19 protein-coding genes are annotated in these 20,613 nt (G+C 62.3%); 16 read left to right on the top strand and 3 right to left on the bottom strand.

The features are described 5' to 3' along the window. Positions 1 to 144 precede the first annotated feature (144 nt). The 6 genes from ACP15O_RS01620 to ACP15O_RS01645 all read left to right on the top strand — a co-directional run bounded on the left by ACP15O_RS01620 (position 145) and on the right by ACP15O_RS01645 (position 6,571). Positions 145 to 1,071: a phage tail tube protein gene (locus ACP15O_RS01620; RefSeq protein ID WP_425094283.1), complete on the top strand. Its 927-nt coding sequence runs from the start codon at positions 145 to 147 to the stop codon at positions 1,069 to 1,071. A gap of 155 nt (positions 1,072 to 1,226) precedes the next feature. Continuing rightward, positions 1,227 to 1,601 carry a hypothetical protein gene (locus ACP15O_RS01625; RefSeq protein WP_425094284.1) on the top strand — a complete coding sequence of 125 codons (375 nt, stop codon included), beginning with the start codon at positions 1,227 to 1,229 and terminating at the stop codon, positions 1,599 to 1,601. A gap of 23 nt (positions 1,602 to 1,624) precedes the next feature. Continuing rightward, the gene (locus ACP15O_RS01630) at positions 1,625 to 1,975 is read left to right on the top strand and encodes a DUF1799 domain-containing protein (RefSeq protein WP_425094285.1); all 351 of its coding nucleotides are present in this window, start codon (positions 1,625 to 1,627) and stop codon (positions 1,973 to 1,975) included. After that, on the top strand, positions 1,972 to 5,628 hold the full coding sequence (locus ACP15O_RS01635) for a phage tail tip lysozyme (protein ID WP_425094286.1): 3,657 nt from the start codon (positions 1,972 to 1,974) through the stop codon (positions 5,626 to 5,628). Before ACP15O_RS01630 ends, ACP15O_RS01635 begins: the two co-directional genes overlap by 4 nt. Continuing rightward, positions 5,625 to 6,047 carry a hypothetical protein gene (locus ACP15O_RS01640; protein ID WP_425094287.1) on the top strand — a complete coding sequence of 141 codons (423 nt, stop codon included), beginning with the start codon at positions 5,625 to 5,627 and terminating at the stop codon, positions 6,045 to 6,047. Before ACP15O_RS01635 ends, ACP15O_RS01640 begins: the two co-directional genes overlap by 4 nt. After that, the gene (locus ACP15O_RS01645) at positions 6,044 to 6,571 is read left to right on the top strand and encodes a hypothetical protein (RefSeq protein ID WP_425094288.1); all 528 of its coding nucleotides are present in this window, start codon (positions 6,044 to 6,046) and stop codon (positions 6,569 to 6,571) included. The genes ACP15O_RS01640 and ACP15O_RS01645 overlap by 4 nt, the downstream gene beginning before the upstream one ends. A 74-nt stretch (positions 6,572 to 6,645) precedes the next feature. Here the strand turns inward: ACP15O_RS01645 and ACP15O_RS01650 are convergent, their stop codons facing one another. Next, positions 6,646 to 7,062 (bottom strand): hypothetical protein, encoded by a 417-nt coding sequence (locus ACP15O_RS01650; protein WP_425094289.1) that lies wholly within the window; start codon positions 7,060 to 7,062, stop codon positions 6,646 to 6,648. A gap of 77 nt (positions 7,063 to 7,139) precedes the next feature. Between ACP15O_RS01650 and ACP15O_RS01655 the strand changes: the two genes are divergently transcribed. The 10 genes from ACP15O_RS01655 (at position 7,140) to ACP15O_RS01700 (ending at position 18,590) form a co-directional block, all read left to right on the top strand. Next, entirely contained in the window at positions 7,140 to 7,583 is a 444-nt protein-coding gene (locus ACP15O_RS01655; RefSeq protein WP_425094290.1) for an NlpC/P60 family protein, read from the top strand. Next, positions 7,580 to 10,918, top strand: coding sequence for a TipJ family phage tail tip protein (gene gpJ, locus ACP15O_RS01660; protein WP_425094291.1), 3,339 nt, complete (start codon positions 7,580 to 7,582; stop codon positions 10,916 to 10,918). Before ACP15O_RS01655 ends, gpJ begins: the two co-directional genes overlap by 4 nt. Before the next feature lie 12 nt (positions 10,919 to 10,930). Further along, on the top strand, positions 10,931 to 12,967 hold the full coding sequence (locus ACP15O_RS01665; protein ID WP_425094292.1) for an SGNH/GDSL hydrolase family protein: 2,037 nt from the start codon (positions 10,931 to 10,933) through the stop codon (positions 12,965 to 12,967). Positions 12,968 to 12,988: 21 nt separating this feature from the next. Further along, positions 12,989 to 13,774, top strand: a complete 786-nt coding sequence (locus tag ACP15O_RS01670) for a hypothetical protein (protein WP_425094293.1) — start codon at positions 12,989 to 12,991, stop codon at positions 13,772 to 13,774. A gap of 140 nt (positions 13,775 to 13,914) precedes the next feature. Further along, positions 13,915 to 14,091: a Com family DNA-binding transcriptional regulator gene (locus tag ACP15O_RS01675; protein WP_425094294.1), complete on the top strand. Its 177-nt coding sequence runs from the start codon at positions 13,915 to 13,917 to the stop codon at positions 14,089 to 14,091. Beyond that, entirely contained in the window at positions 14,088 to 14,903 is an 816-nt protein-coding gene (locus tag ACP15O_RS01680; RefSeq protein ID WP_425094295.1) for a DNA adenine methylase, read from the top strand. Before ACP15O_RS01675 ends, ACP15O_RS01680 begins: the two co-directional genes overlap by 4 nt. 81 nt (positions 14,904 to 14,984) lie before the next feature. Continuing rightward, on the top strand, positions 14,985 to 15,338 hold the full coding sequence (locus ACP15O_RS01685) for a DUF6900 domain-containing protein (RefSeq protein ID WP_425094296.1): 354 nt from the start codon (positions 14,985 to 14,987) through the stop codon (positions 15,336 to 15,338). Positions 15,339 to 15,520: 182 nt separating this feature from the next. Continuing rightward, on the top strand, positions 15,521 to 16,174 hold the full coding sequence (locus tag ACP15O_RS01690) for a protein-L-isoaspartate O-methyltransferase family protein (RefSeq protein WP_425094297.1): 654 nt from the start codon (positions 15,521 to 15,523) through the stop codon (positions 16,172 to 16,174). 105 nt (positions 16,175 to 16,279) lie between these two features. Beyond that, positions 16,280 to 17,704 (top strand): TolC family outer membrane protein, encoded by a 1,425-nt coding sequence (locus ACP15O_RS01695; protein WP_425094298.1) that lies wholly within the window; start codon positions 16,280 to 16,282, stop codon positions 17,702 to 17,704. Positions 17,705 to 17,774: 70 nt separating this feature from the next. Beyond that, a complete protein-coding gene (locus tag ACP15O_RS01700) occupies positions 17,775 to 18,590 on the top strand; it encodes a hypothetical protein (RefSeq protein ID WP_425094299.1) in 816 nt (271 codons plus the stop codon). Here ACP15O_RS01700 and ACP15O_RS01705 read toward each other — a convergent pair. Continuing rightward, positions 18,575 to 20,062 (bottom strand): cobyric acid synthase, encoded by a 1,488-nt coding sequence (locus tag ACP15O_RS01705; RefSeq protein WP_425094300.1) that lies wholly within the window; start codon positions 20,060 to 20,062, stop codon positions 18,575 to 18,577. The two genes, ACP15O_RS01700 and ACP15O_RS01705, sit on opposite strands and share 16 nt — an antisense overlap. A gap of 120 nt (positions 20,063 to 20,182) precedes the next feature. Beyond that, positions 20,183 to 20,503 carry a DUF6280 family protein gene (locus ACP15O_RS01710; protein ID WP_425094301.1) on the bottom strand — a complete coding sequence of 107 codons (321 nt, stop codon included), beginning with the start codon at positions 20,501 to 20,503 and terminating at the stop codon, positions 20,183 to 20,185. Positions 20,504 to 20,613: the final 110 nt, after the last annotated feature.

Genomic DNA, 20,613 nt, shown 5'->3' on the forward strand with positions numbered 1-20,613 from the left:
TGATCCGAAAAAGGGACACCTGAGCGTCCAGCAGAAACCAACCCGCCCTGCAGACCCTCCGTCGCCGACCGGCCCTGCCGTTGGCGGAACGGAAACGACCGAAACTGCCGCCTCTGAAGCAGCGACCACCAAGGGAGACAAAGCATGAGCATTCGTCGTTGGAACAAGCTGGCATTCCTGCACAAGATCGAAGCTGTGTATGGCACGGATGTGAACCCGGCCGCCGCCGACGCGATCGTCGCGTCCAATATCACCTTCACTCCGATGCAGGCGGATGAAGAAGCCCGCGACCTGCTGCTGCCCTACCTGGGCAACCAGGGCGCAATCCTGACCGGCGAACATGGCCGCATCGAGTTCGATGTAGAGATCGCCGGGGCCGGAGCGGCTGGCGACATTCCCAAATATGGATCGTTGCTGCGGGTTTGCGGCCTGGCGGAAACCGTGACCGCCAACACCGATGTCACCTATTCGATTGTCGAGGACGATGTTGAAAGCGGCACGATCTATTTCAACAGCGATGGTGTGCAGCACATTTTTGTAGGTGCGCAGGCCAATGTTCAGCCGGGCTTTACTGCCAAGCGCATTCCCAAGTTCCGCTTCAGCCTGACCGGCTTGCTTGGCACGGTAACCGACGCGGTTCTGCCTACTGTGACCGATGCGGGCTGGGTGACGCCGGTGGCGGTCAATAAGGCCAATACCTCCCTGACCCTGCATGGCTGGGCAGCGGTTGCGCAAAGCCTTTCGCTGGACCTGGGCAATGTGCTGACGCCGCGCTTTCTGATCGGCGAGGAAGCGGTGCGTGTCACCGATCGCAAATCGACCGGCACCGCCGTGGTGGATGCCAAATCGGTCGCGACTGTGGATTGGTTTGGCATCGCCCGCGCGCGCAGTCGTGGTGCTTTGAGCATCCAGCATGGCACCGCTGCCGGCAACATCGTGGAGATCGCGGCACCTGCTGTGGAAATCGGCGCTCCCTCGCAAGGGCAGGAAAACAACATCGTCAATTATTCGCTGCCTTTGGGGCTGTGCCCCGAGAACGGGCGTGACGAGCTGACAATCACGGTGCGCTGACGCCATTCCGTGGGGATTGATGAGCGCACTGTGAGGGGGCGCAACATTTCAAACCATCGCGCCGGGATGGCGGGCGTGGATGGTCAGGAGAAGTACCCGAGGGCCGCCGTCTGCGGCCCCAGCCATCGCACAAACGGAATATGGAGAAGACCCTCATGACGAAATTCATCCTTGCCGATACCCCGCGCTACTGGTGGCCTGTTGTTGTCAACATGCCAGACACGGACAATCCCGGCCAGTTCGCTGAACGGACCTTCAAGGTACTGTTCGAGCCGCGTGACCAGGACGCGGAAGCCGCAGAGCGCGCCCGTGTCCTGGCCATTCTGGATGTCGAAGAGCAGTTGAAGGAAGACCGGATGTCCCTGGCGGCCGTCATCAAGGATTGGGACGAGATCGTGGACACCGACAAAACCCCGGTGCCCTTCAACGCCGCCAAGGTCGATCAGATGCTGCGTCAGCCCTGGGCGCGCGTGGCGGTTTGGACCGCCTATCACGAAAGCATGGCGGGCGGCGCTCACCTGGGAAACTGAAGGAGGCGGCCAGAGCCTGGGCAATGGCCCGGCTTGGCCGCTCTGACGATCGCGAACCTGTCAGGATTGACGACGAAATCACCCGACAGTTTCGCGCGATGGGGGCAGAGGTGCCCGCGCAGGAGACATGTTCTGACAAGGATGCAGGAGGGTTCGAAGTGTTGCCATCAAACTGGAAAAGCGTCTGTGCCTTTCTGGCCTGCGAGACCCAATGGCGGGTCGCTGCGGGCATGGCTGGGCTGATCTGGTTGGGGTTGGACTATCAGGGCGTTGATGTCGTTCTGAGGCGCAGCGGCGCAGACGAGGCCGCTTTCGCGGACATTCAGATCATGGAATCGGAGGCTCTGGTGGTCTTTGGGGAGGCGCAATCGTGACCGCACCGATTGATGTCCTGCTGAGCTTTCGGGCTGATGCCAGCCAGTCGATTGCCGAGATCGCGAAGGTCCAGGGGGCCATCCTTGGCCTGCATAAAAAGGCAGAAGACGCAAGCCGTCTGACAGTCCAAGGCGGTACCAGCGGATTTTCGGGGTTTGCGTCTACAGTCACCCGTGATCTGTCCCAGGCAACGAGAGCCAGCGCCGCTGCGGAGGCGGAGCTGGCCAGCCTGACCGGGTCCGCGCGGGGGATTGCGGCGGCCTGGGGGCAGGCCGGGACCAGCTCTGACAGGTTCACAACCAGCCTGTCGGCACAGGTTGATGCTCTGATGAAAGTCAGCCGCGAGAACGAGGCCTGGCAGAACCAGCTCAACCAGGTGCGCGCGCAGTTCAATCCGATCTTTGCGGCCTCGCAGCAGTATGAGACCCAGCTGCGCCGCATTGCCGAGGCGCAGGAGCTGGGTGCAATTACCGAACGCGAAGCGGCTCAGGCACGGGCCAGTGCCGCGCAGATCATTGCGCCGATGAACGACCAACTGGCCGAGAATGCCCGGCTTGCGCGGGGTGCCGGGGCGGCAAATGCCTATTACCTGGCGCAGTTCAATGACATCGGCATGATGGCTTTGATGGGGCAAAATCCGATGGTTCTGGCGCTGCAACAGGGCACGCAGATGAACCAGATGACGGCTCAGCTTGGCGGTGGTCAGGCGGCGTTTTCCGCGATGGCTGCCGGCGTGAAATCCATGCTCAATCCGATGAGCCTGGCGACGATTGGTATCATCGGGCTGGGTGCCGCAGGTGTTCAGGCCTTTGGCTCGATCACGCCAAAGGCAAAAAGCCTGCAGGAGGTGATGGGCGAGCTGGAAAGCACGGTTGACGCCTATGCGAAAAGCAGCGATCGCGCGCGGATGTCTGCGGCCGATCTGACGGCCGAGTTCGGTTCGGCCTCAAAGATTGCCAAGGACCTGTTGACCGATATTGCCGCCTTGGATCGCCGAGCTGCGGCCCGATCGGCAACTGACAGCCTGAAGTCATTGGCATCCAGTCAGGGTGTTCGGTTTGGCGAAGAAGCTGACCTTGCCTCTTCTGCTCTGGGGACAATCCGGGATCGGTTCGGGCTGAGCCGGGCTGAAAACAAGACGGCGAGGGGAATCGAAAGCGCCATGCGATGGGCCGCCGATGCACAATCGCTGGAAAGCCAGATCAAGGCGTTGGAGGTTCTGCACAAACGGGTCCAGGAGGCCGCTGGGCTGCACGGTGGCATCTCGAAAGAAGAGGATGCTTTTATCTCTCAGGTTCAGACCCTCCTGGACCATTTGACCAAGCTGCAGGCCCAAGATGAAAACGCCAGCGGCAGGGCCGAGATCAAGTTGGCGACTGCCGACTATGAAAAACAGGCGGCGCTGTCGCAGACCATTTTGCAGCATGGTGAAAACAGCCGCGAGGTTGAAGCGCTGCGCAACCGGCAGGCGCGCGAGGCGCTGATGCTGCGCCTGGATGAATTGGGCATCGAGGAACAAAGCGCGGAGGCACAAAAGGCAATTGCGGCGCTCGAAGCGCAACAGGCGGCCAAATCGCGCGAGGCCGCTGCAGAGCGCGCACGCCTAGTCCAGGACAACATGACCACACTTTACCAGGAACTGGCGATCTCAGAAGCGATCCTGCGTCATGGTGAGGGGCATGTAAAAGTTGAGCGGCTGCGGACGGAACACGCCAAGAACGCCCTGCGTACCAGGATGAAAGAGGCCGGGGTTGCGCACGATCAGATCGAGAAGGCCGTCCGGCTGCTGACGCTGGAGCGGGAACGCCGTCGCGAAGTAGAGGCGGTTCAGGCGAAAAAGCAGGCGTCTGACATGCTGGGTGACCTGCAACGCGAGGCGCAGATCGCGCAGGCCATTCTGAAGCATGGCCGCGAAAGTCTGCAGGTCAAGCGCCTGCAGATACAGGCCGCGCGCGAAGAATTCGAGCTGCAGCTAAAATCCCTGAAAGTCTCTGAGGCAACCAAAGGTATTTTGCGCAGTCAATGGGAGGCCACCCACGGTCAGAACAGCGCCGATCCCTTTGGTCGGGCAGCCGCCGCTCAGCAGATTCTGAAAAACCAGACCGCGAGTATCGAGCGGCTGAAACTGGAGGTCGCGCTAGTCGGTCAAAGCGAGACGGTGCGGCGGCGTGTCCTGGCGCTCTATGAGGCCGAGGTGGCGATCCTCGAGCGTGGAATTGATGCGGGCAGCTCCTATGCGGATCAGATTCGCGAGCAGGCGGTCGCGTCTGAAGAGCTGCGCGCCGAACTGGCCCGCCAGGCCCAATCTTGGGATGGCGTTCACTCGGCGGCGGAAGGCGCGATTGACGGCGCGACCGACGCTTTGCTGGACGGGGATTTGTCCGGCGCTCTGGATAGCTTTGGGGACGAGATCAAGGGGCTCTTTGCCGAGCTTGCGATCAAGAACCCCCTGAAAAACGCCATCCTGGGGACGAACTACGGCACCTTGAGTGACGTTGGCGGCCTGCAAGGAATTTGGGGGCGGCTGACCGGCCGGGCCGATCAAAATGAGATCACGGGGCTGAAGGCAAACGCCATGTCCGCGGCGGCAATGTCGATCACCACCCCCATGGTGACGCTAAACGCAGGTGCAGTTTCTGGACCGTCTGCGGGCCTTGGTGGTGCTGGTATGGGGGCACGCGCCGGGTTGATGGGATCGGGCGCGATCCAGCAACAAGTCTGGGATTTTTACTCAGCCAAAGGGCTCGCGCCACACCAGGTCGCCGCGATCGTTGGGAACGTCTCGGCCGAGAGCGGTTTCAACCCGCTGGCGGTGGGCGATGGGGGAAATGCGTTCGGCCTGTTTCAGCACAATGATCGGGCGGAAAAGCTGTTTGAGTTTATCGGCGGCCGGCAGAACCTGGGCAATGTGCAGGCTCAGTTGGAGTTCGCCTGGCAAGAGCTGCTGACCTCCGAGAATGGGGTACTTAAGCGCTTGATGGCCTCCGAGAATGTCTATGAGGCGAACCAGGCGTTTATCGGGTTCGAGCGCCCCTCGGGGTGGAGCCCCGGCAATCCACAGGGCGGTCTGGGTTGGGACCAGCGCCTGGCTGCCGCTGAGGCGGCCATGGCCAAGTTCACTGCAACGACTGGGACGGCGTCACAGGGCCTGGGAACTTTGGGTTCGGGATTCGATACATTCGGGCAAGCCTTGATGCAGAATTTGTCAGGAGGTGGCGGAAGCGGCTCTTTCCTTACAAGCCTTTTGGGTGCGGCATTCAAGGCGTTCAAAATTCCGGGGTTCGCCAAAGGTGGCAATCATGCTGGAGGCGTCAGGATCGTCGGGGAAGAAGGTCCCGAGCTTGAATATACCGGCCCCAGCACGATCATTCCCGCCGACTTGACACGCCAGATACTGACCGCCCGTCAGGGGCCAATGATGACGGCCGCCCCCGCAAACATCACCTTTGCGCCGGTCATCGCGCCGATCAACAACAGCTCGGCGGCGCTGGATATGCATATTCAGGAAAGCACCGATGCGCGCGGTCAGCGCCGCTATGATCTGGTCCTGTCCGATGCGGTGGCGACCGGCACCGGCGCGCGTGGCGGGAAGGCAGCCAAGGTCATGGGCAGCCGCTATGGTCTCAAACAGAGGGGGATCGATCGCGGATGATTGCTACCTGGCCCGATACCCTCCCGCGCCCCGAGCGCAAGACCTGGAATGCCCAGCCCCAGGACGCGCGCCGCAAACGTCAGCACGAAACCGGCCCTCCGGGCTATCGTCGCCGCTTTTCGTCGGTGGCTGAGTTTGTCACCCTGTCCGTTGTTCTGACCCGTGCGGAAAAGGCCGTCTTTGACCAGTTCTATCGGCTGGAATGCGCACAAGGCGCGCATCTCTTCTGGATGCCGGACCCGACCACCGACGGTTGGCCGCTCCTCGATGGCGACGGGCAGCCCTTGATGGTGGATGACAGCACGCCGCTGCTGATCTCGGCGACATGGCTCTGTGCTTGGGGCGATGAGCCGCCGCAGGAAAGCATCGCGGGGCAAGTCGAGTTTCGCAAAACATTCTCCGTTGTGGTGATGCCATGAGCCGCCATGTCTCCCTGAACGCGCGGATGGCGCATGACGAGCAGGCCTCGGCCGAGATCGAGGTGGTGCTGTTCGAGATCGCCCACCCGGCCCTTGAAGGCCCGATCCGGCTCTCCACAGACAACACCGAGCGCCTCAGCTCGGACCCGCTGACCTATGGAACCCGATCAGCTTGGCGCGGGGCGGACCCGCTGAGTGACCCGTACCTTTGGATCATCGCCAGCGCAGTGGTGCCCGACGACAATGAGGACGCGCCGGCATCCTCCCAGATCGTGTTGGAAAACCTGGACGCCCGCATCACCGAAGTGCTGCGCAGCTTCACCGATCAGGCCACGGTGAACATGGCGGTTGTCCTGGCGTCCTCGCCCGATCTGGTCGAGGGCGAGTGGCTGGACCTGCGCCTGATATCGGCCGAGGGCGATGCCTCGCAGATCGTCTTGTCCCTGTCCCGTGAAGAGATCGAGCTTGAGCGTTTCCCCTCCGGCAGGATGACCCGCGCCAAATTTCCGGGGCTGCACTTATGAGGAAAACGAAATGCAATACCAAAACATATTGGCCGACGAGTATCTCCAAGGGGAGTTTATATTGGGGGCGCGGATCAACTGCTCAGTGGCGGTTTTTGCGGAGTGCGTTTTGCCTCGCGCAGCAATTTTTGAGCCACCTCTGTCATTGCAGCCCTCGGAATTGCAAAAGCCTGAGGCCCCTGTCGGGTCTCAAAAATGATTGCGGCCTCGTCGGTGCCAGGAACGCTGGCGGTTTGCACAGATGTGGGACGAATGGCGGTCAAAGGCCTGCTATCTCCAGCTTTTCCAGCGCTCGGGTCGATTTGTTTGCGACGTGTTTCCATTTCCGCGTTCAAGTGCTGAAGTTTGCCAATAAGCAGCATCAATGTATCCGGTGCCACAGCGAGTTCAGTGGTCTTAGTGCCGTGCTTAACAGCAAGGATGGCATGGCCAGCGTCATCGGCAAGGTGAAGCCGGATGTCATCAATGTATGGCGCTCGTTTTTCTTTCATACCGCATTCCTATTTTTCTCGATTCGAATGCTTCCGAGTGGGGCCGAAGTTACGCCTAGCCGCAAGGATTCGTTCTCATGACCTGGTCCAACCGTTTTGTCGGCATCCCCCACGAGGATCTAGGTCGCACCCGCGAGGGCGCGGATTGCTGGGGCCTGGCCTGCATCATCTATGCTGAAGAGCTGGGCATCACCTTGCCGGATTATCTTGGTTATGGCTCGGCCGAGGAGCATGGCGAGATCGCGGCGCTGATCGAGGGGGCGCAGGTTTCGCCCTTGTGGGTGCCAATCGAAGGCCCGGCCATCGCGTTTGACATCGCGGTGTTTCGGCGCGGCAGGCTGCCGACGCATCTGGGCGTCGTGGTGCGTCACGGGATCATGATCCACATGGCCGCAGAGGACGCGGCCAAACACCAGGACTATCGCCACGGCCCCTGGTCCAATCGCTTCGCGGGGCATTTTCGGCACCGTTTAAGGGCTGTTGAACGCCCCGTTCAAATCGTCTCGGAGGCCGCGCGATGAAAGATGTCCCGATTCATGTTCTGGCCACCACGGCGATTGACCCCGGTCAGTATCGCCTCAATCTGGATATGCCTTGCGGGCTGAGCGTGGAGCAGATCATTCGCCAGGCGCTGCCGGCTGTTCCCGAAGATCAATGGGGCCAGTTGCGCGTTTCGCTGACCACGGCAAAGGGCACCGCCCTGCTGGCGCGCGAATACTGGTCCAAGGCGAGGCCGAAGCCTGGCGTTCAGGTTGTCATTCGGCTTGTCCCCGCCAAGGACGCGCTGCGCTCTGTTCTTCAGATCGTGATCACGGTTGCCGCCGTGGCCCTTGGCGGCACATTTGGCGCAACCGTCGGATCTTCTTTAGGCATCGGGGCCACGGCTGGTGGCGCATTGGTGCAGCTTGGCGTCACCATTCTGGGTCAGCTTCTGCTGAACGCGCTGATCCCGCCGCCCAAGCAAGACGACCCGGCCCCGAGCTATTCGATCAGCGGCTGGAAAAACCGGCTCGACCCGGATGGCGCGGTGCCAGTGGTCCTGGGCACCGTCCGGTTTGCGCCGCCCTTTGCCGCGCGGCCCTACACCGAGATCGTGGGTGACGATCAGTATCTGCGCGCCCTGTTTTTGCTGGGCGAGGGTGAACTCAGCATTACCGACATGCGGATCGGCGAGACCAGCCTGTCAGAATTTGGCGAGGTGGAAACCGAGGTCCGCTACGGCATCGAGGGCGAATTGCCGATCAGCCTCATGCCCAGACAGGTGGTCGAGGAACAGATCGGCGTCGAGCTGACGCGGCCCTTGCCCCGTGACGATCTGGGCGAGGTCATCGAGGACGATCCAGCCATCGAAACGCCGGTTGTGCGCACGACGGGCGCGGATGCCTCAGGGGCCAGTGTGATCCTGGCCTTTCCGGCCGGTCTGATCCGATTCACCAAATCGGGCCGCAAGCGGACACATTCTGTCCGCGTCCGCATCGAGCAGCGCCTGATCGAGGCCACCGAATGGCAGATGGTCGAGGAGCTGGAACTGTCAGCCAAAAAGGCTGAAGGCTTTTACCGTCAGCATTCCTGGAGCTTCCCCAGCCGCGCGCGCTGGCAGGTGCGCCTGACCATGCTGACCGATGAGCGCGACGACAGCCGCGCCCAGCAGCGCGTTTCCTGGGCGGCGCTCCAGACCATCCGGCCCGAATATCCTCTGGCCTATCCGCGCCCGCTGGCCCTGGTGGCTGTCAGGATCAAAGCGACCCACCAGCTCAACGGGGCGCTGGACGATTTCAACGTGCTGGCCAGCCGGATCTGCCCCGATTGGGATGAGACGACGCAAAGCTGGATCAGCCGGGCAACGCAAAGCCCGGCCAGCCTGTATCGCTACGTTCTGCAAAGCCCGGCCAATCCCAAACCGGCGACGGATGCTGGCATGGACTTCGCGCAAATTGAGGATTTTGCGGAGTTCTGCATCGCAAAGGGGCTGACCTATAATCGCGTCCTGCAGGACAAGGGCACCACCTTGCGCGACGTGCTGACAGAGATCGCCGCCGCCGGCCGGGCGACCCCGCGCCATGACGGCCGCAAATGGGGCGTGGTGATCGACCGGCCCGACCAGGACGCGCTGATCGTCGATCATATCAACCCGCGCAATTCCTGGGCCTTCAAATGGAACCGAGCCTATACCGACCCGCCTCATGCTTTCATTGTGACCTTCAATGACGCGGGCAATGACTACAAAGAGACCCAGCGTATCGTCCGCTGGCCGGGCTATGAGGGCGACATCGAGCTGACAGAGGCCCTGCCGATGCCGGGCAAGGTCTATGCCGATGAGGTCTGGCGTGAGACGCGCCGGCGGCAGCTTGAGACCATCCATCGTCCCGATACCTATCAGGCCACGCAGGATGGGGCTGTCCGGGTCACCACGCGCGGCGATGATGTGATGCTCAACCATGATGTGCTGATCCGCACCCAAGCGGTCGGCCGGGTGCGATCGGTCACCGGGCGGCTGGTCGAACTGGACGAGCTGGTCACTATGACCGAAGGCGAAAGCTACGCGATTCGGTTCCGTGTCTATGCGGACGCCGAGGACGCGATCGGCACCTCGGTTGTCAGGATCGTTCAGACAGCGCCCGGCGAGACGCAATTGCTGACAGTCCAGGGCTCCGGGGACATGCCGCGCGCCGGTGATCTGGTCCATTTTGGGCCTGCGACCAGCGAGAGCTATCACCAGATCGTCCGCGCGGTCGAGGCGACCGAGGATATGTGCTCGATCCTGCACCTGGTCGATGCCGCGCCCCAGATCGACACCATTTTGGACGCCACCGACATCCCGGCATGGTCGAGCCGCGTGGGCGATGAGCTGGACGACAACCTGCTGCAGCCCTCGGCCCCGCGCTTTGTTTCAGTCGTGTCGGGGCTGGACGGCACGGACGAAGAGGGCCTGATTACCTTCCTTATCGAGCCGGGTGCCGGCGCTATCACCACGGCCAGCTATGAGCTTGATCATCGGCTTCAGGGCGCGCCGTCCTGGACAACGGTCTCGATCCCGGCGGCCAATGGCGGCGGCAGCCTGGATGACTATGCCACAGATGACCTGGTCGAGCTGCAATTGCGCGGGATCAGCGCCACCGGCGTGGCCGGGCCAAATAGCGCGATCCTGACACTCACGGTTGGCGCGGATGATGCGGGTATCCCGGCCGCGCTGGACGCGGATGCGATCAATGTCACCACGCTTCTTGGCGGCGCGCTGATCCAGTTTGCCACCGGGCTGGACGCGAATACCGCGCAGGTCCAGCTCTATCGGTCGACCTCGGCCGTGCTGGACCGTGAGACCGACGCCGTCGGCGCGGCGCTGTCCGTGGCCCCGCAGCAGAGCCATTCGCTGACGGTGGGGGATACCGGCCGCACCGATCTGATAGCAGGCGGGCAGATGGAGGATGCCTTGCCCTGGACGCTGGGCGCGGGCTGGGCCATTGGGGGCGGTGTGGCTCAGCACACTGCCGGCAGCGCCGATGCGATCGGCCAGGCCCTGTCTGCAGAGGCAGGCAAATATTACCGGGTGGCACTCTCTGTCTCAGGCCGTACGGCGGGCACGGTGACCCCGCGCCTGACGGGCGGATCAGACCGGCCCGGCGTGGATATCGCGGTGGATGGCGATCATCGCGACCGCATCCAGGCCGTGACCGGAAACGACACGATCGAGCTGCTGGCCAGCGCCGATTTCGACGGCGCGGTCGATGACGTGATCGCCTATCTCGAAACCGCCGCCTGCCTGGCGCAAGGCACCCACTATCTCTGGCTGGAGCCGCAGAACGACGACGGCGTTCCGGGGCCTCTGGCCGGTCCTTTCACAATCACCATCACCTAACGGAGACACGAGATGCCCAACGGCGTAACGACTAAATATCTGGACCCTGCGGCGAATGTGTATGAGCTGCTGGGCAACGGCGAGGCGGGCACCGTGCGCATCGCCATTGAGCTGGTGGCCGCGATCATCGCGCAGTCCATTCCGGGGCCGAACCTGACCACCCAGGCCGAGCTGCTGGCCGATCTGAACTGGGACGAGCCGACCCTGGGCGCGGTCTGGGGCGATGCGAATACTGCCCTGAACGGCGTCTATAAAAAGAGCGGGGCGGCCGGTGCCGGCACCTGGAGCCGGATTGGCGATTTGCCGATGTCCGTGGCCACGGCGGCGGCGTTGGCAGCCAAGGCCCCGCTGGTCAGCCCCGATCTGACCGGGGTGCCGACCGCGCCCACGCCAGCGCCTGGAACCAACAATGATCAACTTGCGACGACTGCGTTTATCAAGACCGCTCTGGACGCTTTGATTGAGAATGCCCCCGGCACTCTGGACACGCTGAACGAGCTGGCGTCTGCGCTGAATGACGATCCTGATTTTGCGGCGACGATGACCACTGCGCTGGCGGCCAAGGCCCCGCTGGACGCGCCCTCGTTTACAGGCAATGTGAAAGTGCCGACCGCAGCGGCTGGGACCAACAGTACCACGGCGGCTTCCACCGCCTTTGTACAGGCAGCCGTGTCGATCCTGGCGGATGTCGTAGCGAGCAAGGCCCCGCTGGCCAGCCCCAATCTGACCGGCGCGCCCACGGCCCCCACGCCAGCGCCTGACGCGCCGGGCGGGCGGATCGCGACCATGCAATCTATCGCAGAGGCTGAGGCGCGCGCAGCGGCACAGATCGTTAGCAATCGGCGGTGGGCGATGGCCCTGACGGGTGGCGATCCGGCGCGCACGCCCTTTGGCATCGACTGGCAGGCCCAGATGATTTTCCGAGGCGTAGATGTCTCGGACATGCTGACGCAATCGGCGCTGGACCGGATGGCACGGCTGGAGCTGACCAATGATCGCAGCGGCTATGCGCTGACGCTGCGGGACCCGGCCGGGCGGGTCGGCTTTGGGATCACGAAAAAGGCGCGGATGATTCTTGCGGGCAAGGACGTGACCGAGGCGCTGGACGGGACGCTGGCTGACCGGGTCGCGGCTCTGGAGGCCAACAATGTGCGGGACTTGTCTATCTTGTGCGCCGGCGACAGCCTGACGGAGGGCGCGGGAGCGTCCAGCTTGGCTACCACTTACCCTGCTCAGGTGGCCGCTCTGACAGGGCGTCAGGTTACCAAACTTGCCTGGGGAGGCCAGAATACTGAACAAATTGCAGCCCGCATTGGGGCAAGTGTCAGCCTGCTGACAGTCACCGGCGACGAAATCCCCGCGTCCGGTTCGGTGGATATCACCAGCGCGTCGGTGAATATCGGCTACTATGCTGGAGAAGTGGTCACAATCCCCGGCACGCTGGCTGGGGTGCCAGGTGTCTATCGCCGGGAAACGGTTTCGGGAGGGGCCTCGACAGAAGAGAGCGAGACGTTCACGCGTGACACTGCAGGAACTGCTGTGCGCTGCCTGCCCGACACACCCTTCATTCCCACCAATCCGGTACCTGGGGGGATTCTGATGCTGTGGGTTGGTCGGAACGATTACAGCGGGGTCACCGACCCGGCTGAGCTGGCAGCAATCAACGAGCGGATTCTGGATGCCATCCAGGAAGTGTTCGATGACCGGATTGCAGCGCGCCCCAACGAGGCCCCGCGCATCATTTTGTACGGGGTCACGTCGCGTGACAGCCCGGATGAGTATGTCGGTACGGCCAACTACGCAGCCAAGCGCGATCTGTGGGCCGCAATGGCCAGCCGCTGGCCGAGATCAGCCATCGACCTTGATGCGATCCTGCGCGCCAGCGGCGACGGCTCGGCCACGGACAACGCGGACATCGCGAATGGTGTCCTGCCAACCAGTCTGACCGCTGCCGACCGCATTCACCTAAATGACGCGGGCTATGGCATCGCGGCCACCGTTGGCGTGGACCGCATCACCGAAAACGAAACCAACGACACCTGGGTCTGACACCAAAAGAGAGGAAATCACATGTCCCTTAATCTCAATACCGGCGGAAACTTTCCAGAAGAACGCTCGATTCCCTACCGTCTGGATGAGGCCATCGACGACGACACGCTGTTTTTGTTCGATGCGCTGGACCCCAATAGCTGGCCCAGCCAGGGGCCGGGCGGCGTGGGCGCTCAACTGGCCGATCTGAACGAAAGCGCCGTGACCTCGGACATTGCCGGGGACTTCGGGCTGGCGCCGGGGACACAGGTCCTTGAATGGGACGCTGGCCTGATCTTCACCACGGGCGATGACGCCCGCATTTTCCTGCCATCCGCGTCTGTCCTGGCACCGGATGTGGACAAATATGCAGCGTCTGTCTGGGTTAAATTCGCGGACCTGTCGGGCGCAAACGAAAGCGTCCTGACCGCTGGTGACAGCTCGGGCGGCGCGTTCACCACCGTTCAATACATGATCTACAGCAACCTGTCCGATCTGCGTTGGGCGGTCTGCGGCGCTTCGGTTCAGGCCAATCCGCACCCCGTTCTGGTCGAAGATCAGGTCTATCAGCTGGGCGTCTCCATTGAGAAAAACGGGGCCAATTATGATTGTGGTCTCTGGATGGATGGCGTGCAGATCGGCGCGCATACGAAGGAAGGTCCGATGGTTTCTGCAGGCAATGAGGCTGCGGCGCGCATTGGCTTCAGCGATATTTGGGCGGCACCGCCGGGGATGGCCGTCTATCGCTGGCACGGCTGTGATCTGAGCAAGCGCTCAGCGGCCAAGTTCTTTGCCGACGATCTGGCCGTCCGGCAGGGGCAGTTCTAAAGGGAAGAGGAGGCGGGGACGTGCGCCAACACGTCTCCGCACGGGGGACAGTGATGTGCAAATCACCCCCGCCGACCCCAGAAAGCTCAAGGCCGCTCCTGCCCCAAAGGGGCGGCACCACACTGAGCTGAGTCGCATAAATGAAGGATGAACAGCGTTGCGGGAAATGTGCCCGCCTGCTATTCAAAATGGACAATGGCGCGCTGATAGGCACCCTTTCGATCAAGTGCCCGCGCTGCAAAACAATCAACATTCTGAGGCCCCAGAGCCCCCAACCCAAACGCCCCGAGCGTGACGGAAAGGAGCTTTCAAGATGAGTTTAACGCCGGTTCAACCCGCAGCCCCCGTCGCCCCGTGGCTCGGCGGCAAGCGCAACCTGGCCAAGCGGATCACGTCGATTCTGGACGCAACACCGCATAGCACCTATGCTGAGCCTTTCGTGGGTATGGGCGGCATTTTCCTGCGCCGCTCGATGCGCCCCCGCGCTGAGGTCATCAACGACCTTGGCCGGGATATCGCCAACCTGTTCCGCATCCTGCAGCGTCATTACCCGCAGTTCATCGACACCCTGCGGTTTCAGCTGACAACGCGGGTCGAATTTGACCGCCTGGTGGCCACGCGTCCCGAAACCCTGACCGACCTGGAGCGCGCCGCCCGCTTCCTGTACCTGCAGCGCACCGCCTTTGGGGGCAAGGTGTCGGGGCGGAATTTTGGGGTGTCTCCGGATCGTCCTGGTCGCTTCAATCTTTCCACGTTGGAGCCCATGCTCGAGGACGTGCATGCGCGCCTGTCAGGCGTCGTGATCGAGTGCCTGGACTATGCCGAGTTCATCCGCAGATATGACCGCCCTGGCACGCTGTTCTACCTGGACCCGCCATATTGGGGCTGCGAGGACGACTATGGAAAGGCGATGTTCTCGGCTACGGACTTTGAGTGCCTAGCGGAACAGATGGCCAGGTTGAAAGGCCGTTTCCTGATGTCCATCAATGACGTGCCAGAGATCCGGGAGTGTTTCGCGCAGTTTCATATTCGAGGGGTCGAAACCACTTATACAATAGGCAAACAGGCGAAAAGCCGGGGCGAACGGTGCGAGCTTTTCGTGAGCAACTTTGTGATCGAAACAGCCTGAAAAGAGCAGTCTTCGAGGCGCTCCAATCCGCCGGAAAGTACCTATGTCATGTCATCAAACAGAGGAACAATGACGATGACAATGACCCAGAAACTCACCCAGATTGCTCAGCGCCACACCGCTTTTGAAACATTGGAAACCCGGAACTCAGATCAACTGGACTATGGCGACATCGCGGTGTGGCAACTCGAAGCGGCATTGAAAGATGCCTACGCCTTGGGATGTCAAAAGGCCGAGACCAATACGATGGCCGATTTATACGATCAGGCGGCTGACCTTCTGACGGCCATGATTGCCGATATAGAAGCCGCAGCCGACGCCGCCCGAAACGGCGAGGCCAATCTTGCGGTTGGCACTGCAATGCCATGTGAGGAGGGTGTTCAACGGGTGTTGAAGCTGGTTCAGGCGGCAGCTCTTTTTAGGCCACAAGTGTGACCAACCGGAACCTGCGAGCGAACTCAATTTGCTCGCAGGGCTAACATGTAGAAAATTTCTGTCCGAAAGCTAGTGTATCACCGTCCGAAAGCTGGCGCGCCGCTATAGTGACATGCCCGTTGCTGCCTGGCTGAGAATATGACACAACGGACTCAAGGATTCTGAACGAACGAGTTTAGCTGATGACCGACTATACCGCCCGCCGCACCATGATGGTTGATACCCAGATCCGCCCGTCGGATGTGACCAAGTTCCCGATCATCGATGCCATGCTGTCTGTCCCGCGCGAAGATTTCGTGCCGTCGGACAAGGTTGAGGCTGCCTATGTCGGTGACAATGTCGGCCTGGGCGGGGCGCGCGTGGTGCTGGAGCCGCGGACCCTGGCCAAGATGCTGGACGCGCTGGACGTGACCGCAGACGAGCTGGTTCTGGATGTGGCCTGCGGGCTGGGCTATTCCTCGGCTGTGGTGGCCAAGATGGCCGCGGCGGTTGTGGCCGTCGAAGAAGATGAGACACTGGCCGCAGAGGCGCAGACGGCGCTGGCTGACGCGGGGGCCGACAATGTGATCCTGCACACCGGCGCTTTGTGCGATGGTGCGGCCGAACATGGCCCCTATGACGTGATCTTGCTGCAAGGCGCGGTCGAGCATATGCCCGACGCGATCCTGGCCCAATTGAAAGAGGGCGGGCGGATCGCGGCTTTGTTCGCCGAGGGCGAGCTGGGTGTTGTCCGGATTGGCTATAAGATCGATGGCGAGATGAACTGGAGATTTGCCTTCAATGCGGGCGCGCCGGTCTTACCCGGTTTCGAACGTCACCGGGCGTTCACCCTGTAAGCAAGCGATTTCAAACCGCGCCCGCTGCAAAAGGGGCGCGGTTTTGGTTTGAGACCTGGTTTGAGACAACGAAGAGCCCGCGAAAGGGGCGAGCAGGAGCGAAAGATGGGGATTTCGAATTTCCGCAAGCGTTTGGCGGCCGGTGGGTTGGCCGTTGTCATGGGGGCTGTGGCTCCGGTTGCGGCCAGCGCCGAGACTTTGGCCGATGCGCTGGTGTCTGCCTATAATAACAGCGGGTTGCTGAACCAGTACCGCGCCGTTCTGCGTGCCGCGGACGAGGATGTTGCCGCTGCCGTTGCGGATTTGCGTCCGGTGATCGGCTGGACGGCGGATATGACGTATAGCCGGACGCGCAGCCGCTCCAGCTCGCTTTTTGGCACCTCGACCTCCACCAATGACGGCACCAGCGTCACCGTCGGGCTGGGCATGGAATGGCTGCTGTGGGATGGCGGCAAAACCAAACTGTCTGTCGAGGCCCAGAAAGAGGCCGTTCTGTCCACGCGCGCCGCGTTGGTCGGGGTTGAACAGAACGTGCTGATCCAGGCCGTGGATGCCTATATGAGCGTGCGCAGTGCCTCGGAAACGGTGGCCTTGCGGGAAAACAACGTGCGGGTGATCACCGAAGAATTGCGCGCCGCCAAAGACCGCTTCGATGTGGGCGAAGTGACCCGCACCGACGTTGCCCAGGCCGAGGCCCGCCTGGCCGCTGCCCGCAGTTCCTATGCGCAGGCGCAGGGTGATCTGGTCACCGCGCGTGAGTATTTCAAAGCCGCCGTGGGCCGCAATCCCGGTGCGCTGACCCCGCCGCCGATGGTGCCCGCCACCGCGAAAACCATGTCCGAGGCCAAGGCCATCGCCGTGCGCAATCACCCCGACATCGCGCAGGCCCAGCACGAGGTCAGCGCCACCGAACTGGGCGTCCGGATCGCAGCGGCTTCGGCCGGGCCCAGCGTGTCGCTCAGTTCGAGTCTGGGAATGGTCGAGAATTTCGACAGCACGCATTTTGCCAAGACCGGCTCGGTTGGGATTGATGTCAGCGGTCCGATTTATTCGGGCGGCAAAATCTCGGCGCTCTATCGCAAGGCCATCGCGAATCGCGATGCGGCGCGCTCGAATCTGCTGGTCACGACGCAGAATGCCGAGCGCGAGGTCGGCACCGCGTTTTCGAACATGCGCGTCACCGGCGCGGCCCGTGCGGCATTTGAACAACAGGTCCGGGCCGCCACCGTCGCCTTCCGCGGCGTCCGAGAAGAGGCCACCCTGGGCGCGCGCACCACGCTGGACGTGCTGAACGCCGAGCAAGAGCTGCTGGACGCGCAGGCCAGCCTGATCGCGGCGCGCAATAACGAATATGTGGCCGCCTATGCGCTGTTGCAGGCGATGGGGCTGCTGACCACCGAGCACCTGAAGCTGAACGTGCAGCGCTATGATCCGGTTGCCTACTATAACCAGGTGAAACGCGCGCCGGCCGCCAACAGCCCGCAGGGCCGAAAACTGGATCGCGTGCTGCAAGGTCTGGGGAAAAAATAAAACTTTTCGCATCGGTTGAGCGAGGGCGCGCTCGGGGGTACACTTCCTCCGAGGCTGAGTGGATGAAATTATGTCGAATCCAGTAACCAACGCAGATATTGAGGACGTGCTGTCCTCGATCCGTCGTCTTGTTTCCGAAGAGGACCGCCCCGCGGCGCCCATGTCCGCGCCCGAGCGTTTGGTGCTGACGCCGGCCTTGCGCGTGATGGATGCCGTCCAGCCCGAGGAAATCCTGTCCGGTGAGCCCGGCACAGCCGAGGCCACCCCCGCAGAAGACACCGCACAGGATCTGCCCCCGCCCGAGCTTTTGGAAAGTGCCGAATTGGCCGGCGTCGAAATGGACGAGACCGGCCGCCGCAATCTTGAGGCCCGCATCGCCGAGCTGGAAGCCGTGATTTCCGACACCGGCGGGCAGTGGGAACAGGATGGCGAAGAGGGCGGTGCCAATGCGGGTGGGCCGGTGAATGCCCTGGATTGGGAAGACGCCGTGACCGACGCCGCCGTTGACGCGATCGCCGAAGAACTGCTGGAGCAGACCTCTGACATGAACAGCGTCCCCGAGGCAGAGTTCGTTCATCTTGAAGAGCATGACGCGCCAGAGGCGACGGTCTCGCCGATTTCGGACCAGATCGAGATGCCGGTCGAGACAGTGCACGAGGACGCGCCCCAAGAGGCGCCCGCCCCTGAGGCAGATGCCCCCTCGGACACAACCGCCGAATACACCGGAACGGATTTCATCGTGGACGAAGAAATGCTGCGTGATCTGGTGGCTCAGATCGTGCGTCAGGAACTGCAAGGCGCACTGGGTGAGCGGATCACCCGAAACGTGCGCAAACTGGTCCGACGCGAGATTCACCGCGCCCTGGCCAGTCAGGAACTGGAATGATCCGGCGCGCGCGACAGGGTTAAAATCCGATCAATATCAAGGTGTTGCTCTAGATGCGCGGCCAGCGCGTCCAGTGTGTCCTCGACCGTATCGTCGTAGTTTAGGGCGCTGTGCACGCCCAGGTCGGCCAAGAAGGCCCGCCGGAATCCATCGGCGCTGAACAACCCGTGCAGATAGCAGCCGCGCACTTGCCCGTCCGGGCTGCTGGCGCCTTCGGGCCTGTTGCGGGGGCTGTCGTGCAATTGCAGCCAGGGCAGGGCGCAATCGGGGCCCTCGGTCCGTCCCAGATGGATTTCATAGCCTTGCAGCGGATCGCCCGTCGGCAGATATGTGGCCGTGCGCAGCGCAAGCTGCTTTTCCGGCTGCATGGTGGTCACGACATCCAGAAGGCCCAGGCCGGGATGGCTGCCCGCGGGCCCCTCCAGCCCTTCGGGGTCGCGAATTTCGCGGCCAAGCATCTGATATCCCCCGCAAATTCCCAGAACATGCCCGCCGCGCCGCAGATGCGCCTGTAGATCCACATCCCACCCCTGGGCGCGGAAAAAGCTCAGGTCTGCGATGGTGGATTTCGAGCCGGGGATCAGCACCATCGCCGCATCGCCGGGCAGGGGGCGACCGGGTTCGATGATCTGCACGCTGACGTCTGGCTCGGCCGAGAGCGGATCCAGATCGTCGAAATTCGCGATCCGGGGCAGGCGGGGCACGGCGATTTTCAGCGTCTCATTCCCGCCCGCGCCCCCGCCCGAGGCAATGTCCATCACGTCCTCGGCGGGCAGTTTCCAGGCATCGTCAAACCACGGCAGAACCCCCAGACTGGGCCAGCCCGTGCGCTGTTCGGTAAAGCGAACGCCGTCGTCAAACAGCCGCACATCGCCGCGGAATTTGTTCACGGCAAAGCCGCAAATCCGCGCTGCATCCTGCGGTGCCAGCACCGCCTGAGTGCCAACCAGCTGCGCGATCACGCCGCCTCGGTCAATGTCGCCCAGCAGGATCACGGGCACATTTGTGGCCTCGGCAAAGCCCATGTTGGCGATGTCGCCGGCGCGCAGGTTTACCTCGGCCGGGCTGCCTGCGCCCTCAATCACCACGATGTCCGATTGGGCGCAAAGCCGCTGAAAGCTTTGCAGGACATAGGGCATGAGCTGTGGCTTTTTCTGTCCGAATTCGCGGGCTTTCTGTGTGCCAACCCGTTGACCTTGCACGATAACCTGCGCGCCGGTGGTGGTTTCCGGTTTCAGCAGGACCGGGTTCATGTCTGTGTGCGGGGCAACGCGTGCGGCCCGTGCTTGCAACGCCTGAGCGCGCCCGATTTCGCCCCCATCCGCGGTGACGGCCGCGTTATTGGACATGTTCTGCGGCTTGAAGGGGCGGACGGTCAGCCCCCGATTGGCCAGGGCGCGGGCCAGCCCGGCCACAAACAGAGATTTCCCTACATTCGACCCCGCCCCCTGGATCATGATCGCGCGCGCCATGGCTGTCTCCGATTGCAATGCCATCTGGGTGTAGGGCCTGCGCGGGGCGGGCGAAAGGGCAAAAGAAAACGCGCCCCGGATTCACGGAGCGCGTTTTTCGTCAGGTTTTGCGGCGGGGCCTCAGGCGGCCTCGGCCTGCTGAGCGGCATTGCGCCGTTCGCTTTCTTCGCGCGACAGGGCAACCGAGGTCCGGATTCCCTTGCCAACGAATTCCATCAGCCCCTCGACAACGCGTTCATTGGGGTCAATGCCGGCACAGCTCAGCACTTCGCGGCCGTCGCGCGAACGCGCCCAGCGAGCGATTTGTTCCGGCCCGTTGCCATATTTTTTATCATCTGCAATGGCATCGTCCAGAGCAGCCAACACAACGGCTGCGAACAGTTTGCGGGCACGGTTACCTTGCTCATTATTGAAGGCGGTGCCGTCAACGAAATCTTTCATGATCCGTCCTTTGTTATTGCTCTTGCGTTTTTAGGCGTGGCGCTCCTTATGACGGATTGAATGTGATTCGGATAGGCTCTTGATGCATGGCTATCATGCAAATTTTGCAT

The organism is Youngimonas ophiurae (nom. illeg.) (assembly GCF_049803795.1).
Lineage (GTDB): Bacteria > Pseudomonadota > Alphaproteobacteria > Rhodobacterales > Rhodobacteraceae > Thalassobius.

Bases quoted from the DNA above. Each gene is read 5' to 3' on its own strand.
- ACP15O_RS01665 (WP_425094292.1), top strand. From the start codon at position 10,931: ATGCCCAACGGCGTAACGACTAAATATCTGGACCCTGCGGCGAATGTG.
- ACP15O_RS01690 (WP_425094297.1), top strand. From the start codon at position 15,521: ATGACCGACTATACCGCCCGCCGCACCATGATGGTTGATACCCAGATC.
- ACP15O_RS01675 (WP_425094294.1), top strand. From the start codon at position 13,915: ATGAAGGATGAACAGCGTTGCGGGAAATGTGCCCGCCTGCTATTCAAA.
- ACP15O_RS01640 (WP_425094287.1), top strand. From the start codon at position 5,625: ATGATTGCTACCTGGCCCGATACCCTCCCGCGCCCCGAGCGCAAGACC.
- ACP15O_RS01655 (WP_425094290.1), top strand. From the start codon at position 7,140: ATGACCTGGTCCAACCGTTTTGTCGGCATCCCCCACGAGGATCTAGGT.
- ACP15O_RS01695 (WP_425094298.1), top strand. From the start codon at position 16,280: ATGGGGATTTCGAATTTCCGCAAGCGTTTGGCGGCCGGTGGGTTGGCC.
- ACP15O_RS01710 (WP_425094301.1), bottom strand. From the start codon at position 20,503: ATGAAAGATTTCGTTGACGGCACCGCCTTCAATAATGAGCAAGGTAAC.
- ACP15O_RS01630 (WP_425094285.1), top strand. From the start codon at position 1,625: ATGGCCCGGCTTGGCCGCTCTGACGATCGCGAACCTGTCAGGATTGAC.
- ACP15O_RS01685 (WP_425094296.1), top strand. From the start codon at position 14,985: ATGACCCAGAAACTCACCCAGATTGCTCAGCGCCACACCGCTTTTGAA.
- ACP15O_RS01700 (WP_425094299.1), top strand. From the start codon at position 17,775: ATGTCGAATCCAGTAACCAACGCAGATATTGAGGACGTGCTGTCCTCG.
- ACP15O_RS01625 (WP_425094284.1), top strand. From the start codon at position 1,227: ATGACGAAATTCATCCTTGCCGATACCCCGCGCTACTGGTGGCCTGTT.
- ACP15O_RS01650 (WP_425094289.1), bottom strand. From the start codon at position 7,062: ATGAAAGAAAAACGAGCGCCATACATTGATGACATCCGGCTTCACCTT.
- ACP15O_RS01670 (WP_425094293.1), top strand. From the start codon at position 12,989: ATGTCCCTTAATCTCAATACCGGCGGAAACTTTCCAGAAGAACGCTCG.
- gpJ (WP_425094291.1), top strand. From the start codon at position 7,580: ATGAAAGATGTCCCGATTCATGTTCTGGCCACCACGGCGATTGACCCC.
- ACP15O_RS01680 (WP_425094295.1), top strand. From the start codon at position 14,088: ATGAGTTTAACGCCGGTTCAACCCGCAGCCCCCGTCGCCCCGTGGCTC.
- ACP15O_RS01620 (WP_425094283.1), top strand. From the start codon at position 145: ATGAGCATTCGTCGTTGGAACAAGCTGGCATTCCTGCACAAGATCGAA.
- ACP15O_RS01645 (WP_425094288.1), top strand. From the start codon at position 6,044: ATGAGCCGCCATGTCTCCCTGAACGCGCGGATGGCGCATGACGAGCAG.
- ACP15O_RS01705 (WP_425094300.1), bottom strand. From the start codon at position 20,062: ATGGCGCGCGCGATCATGATCCAGGGGGCGGGGTCGAATGTAGGGAAA.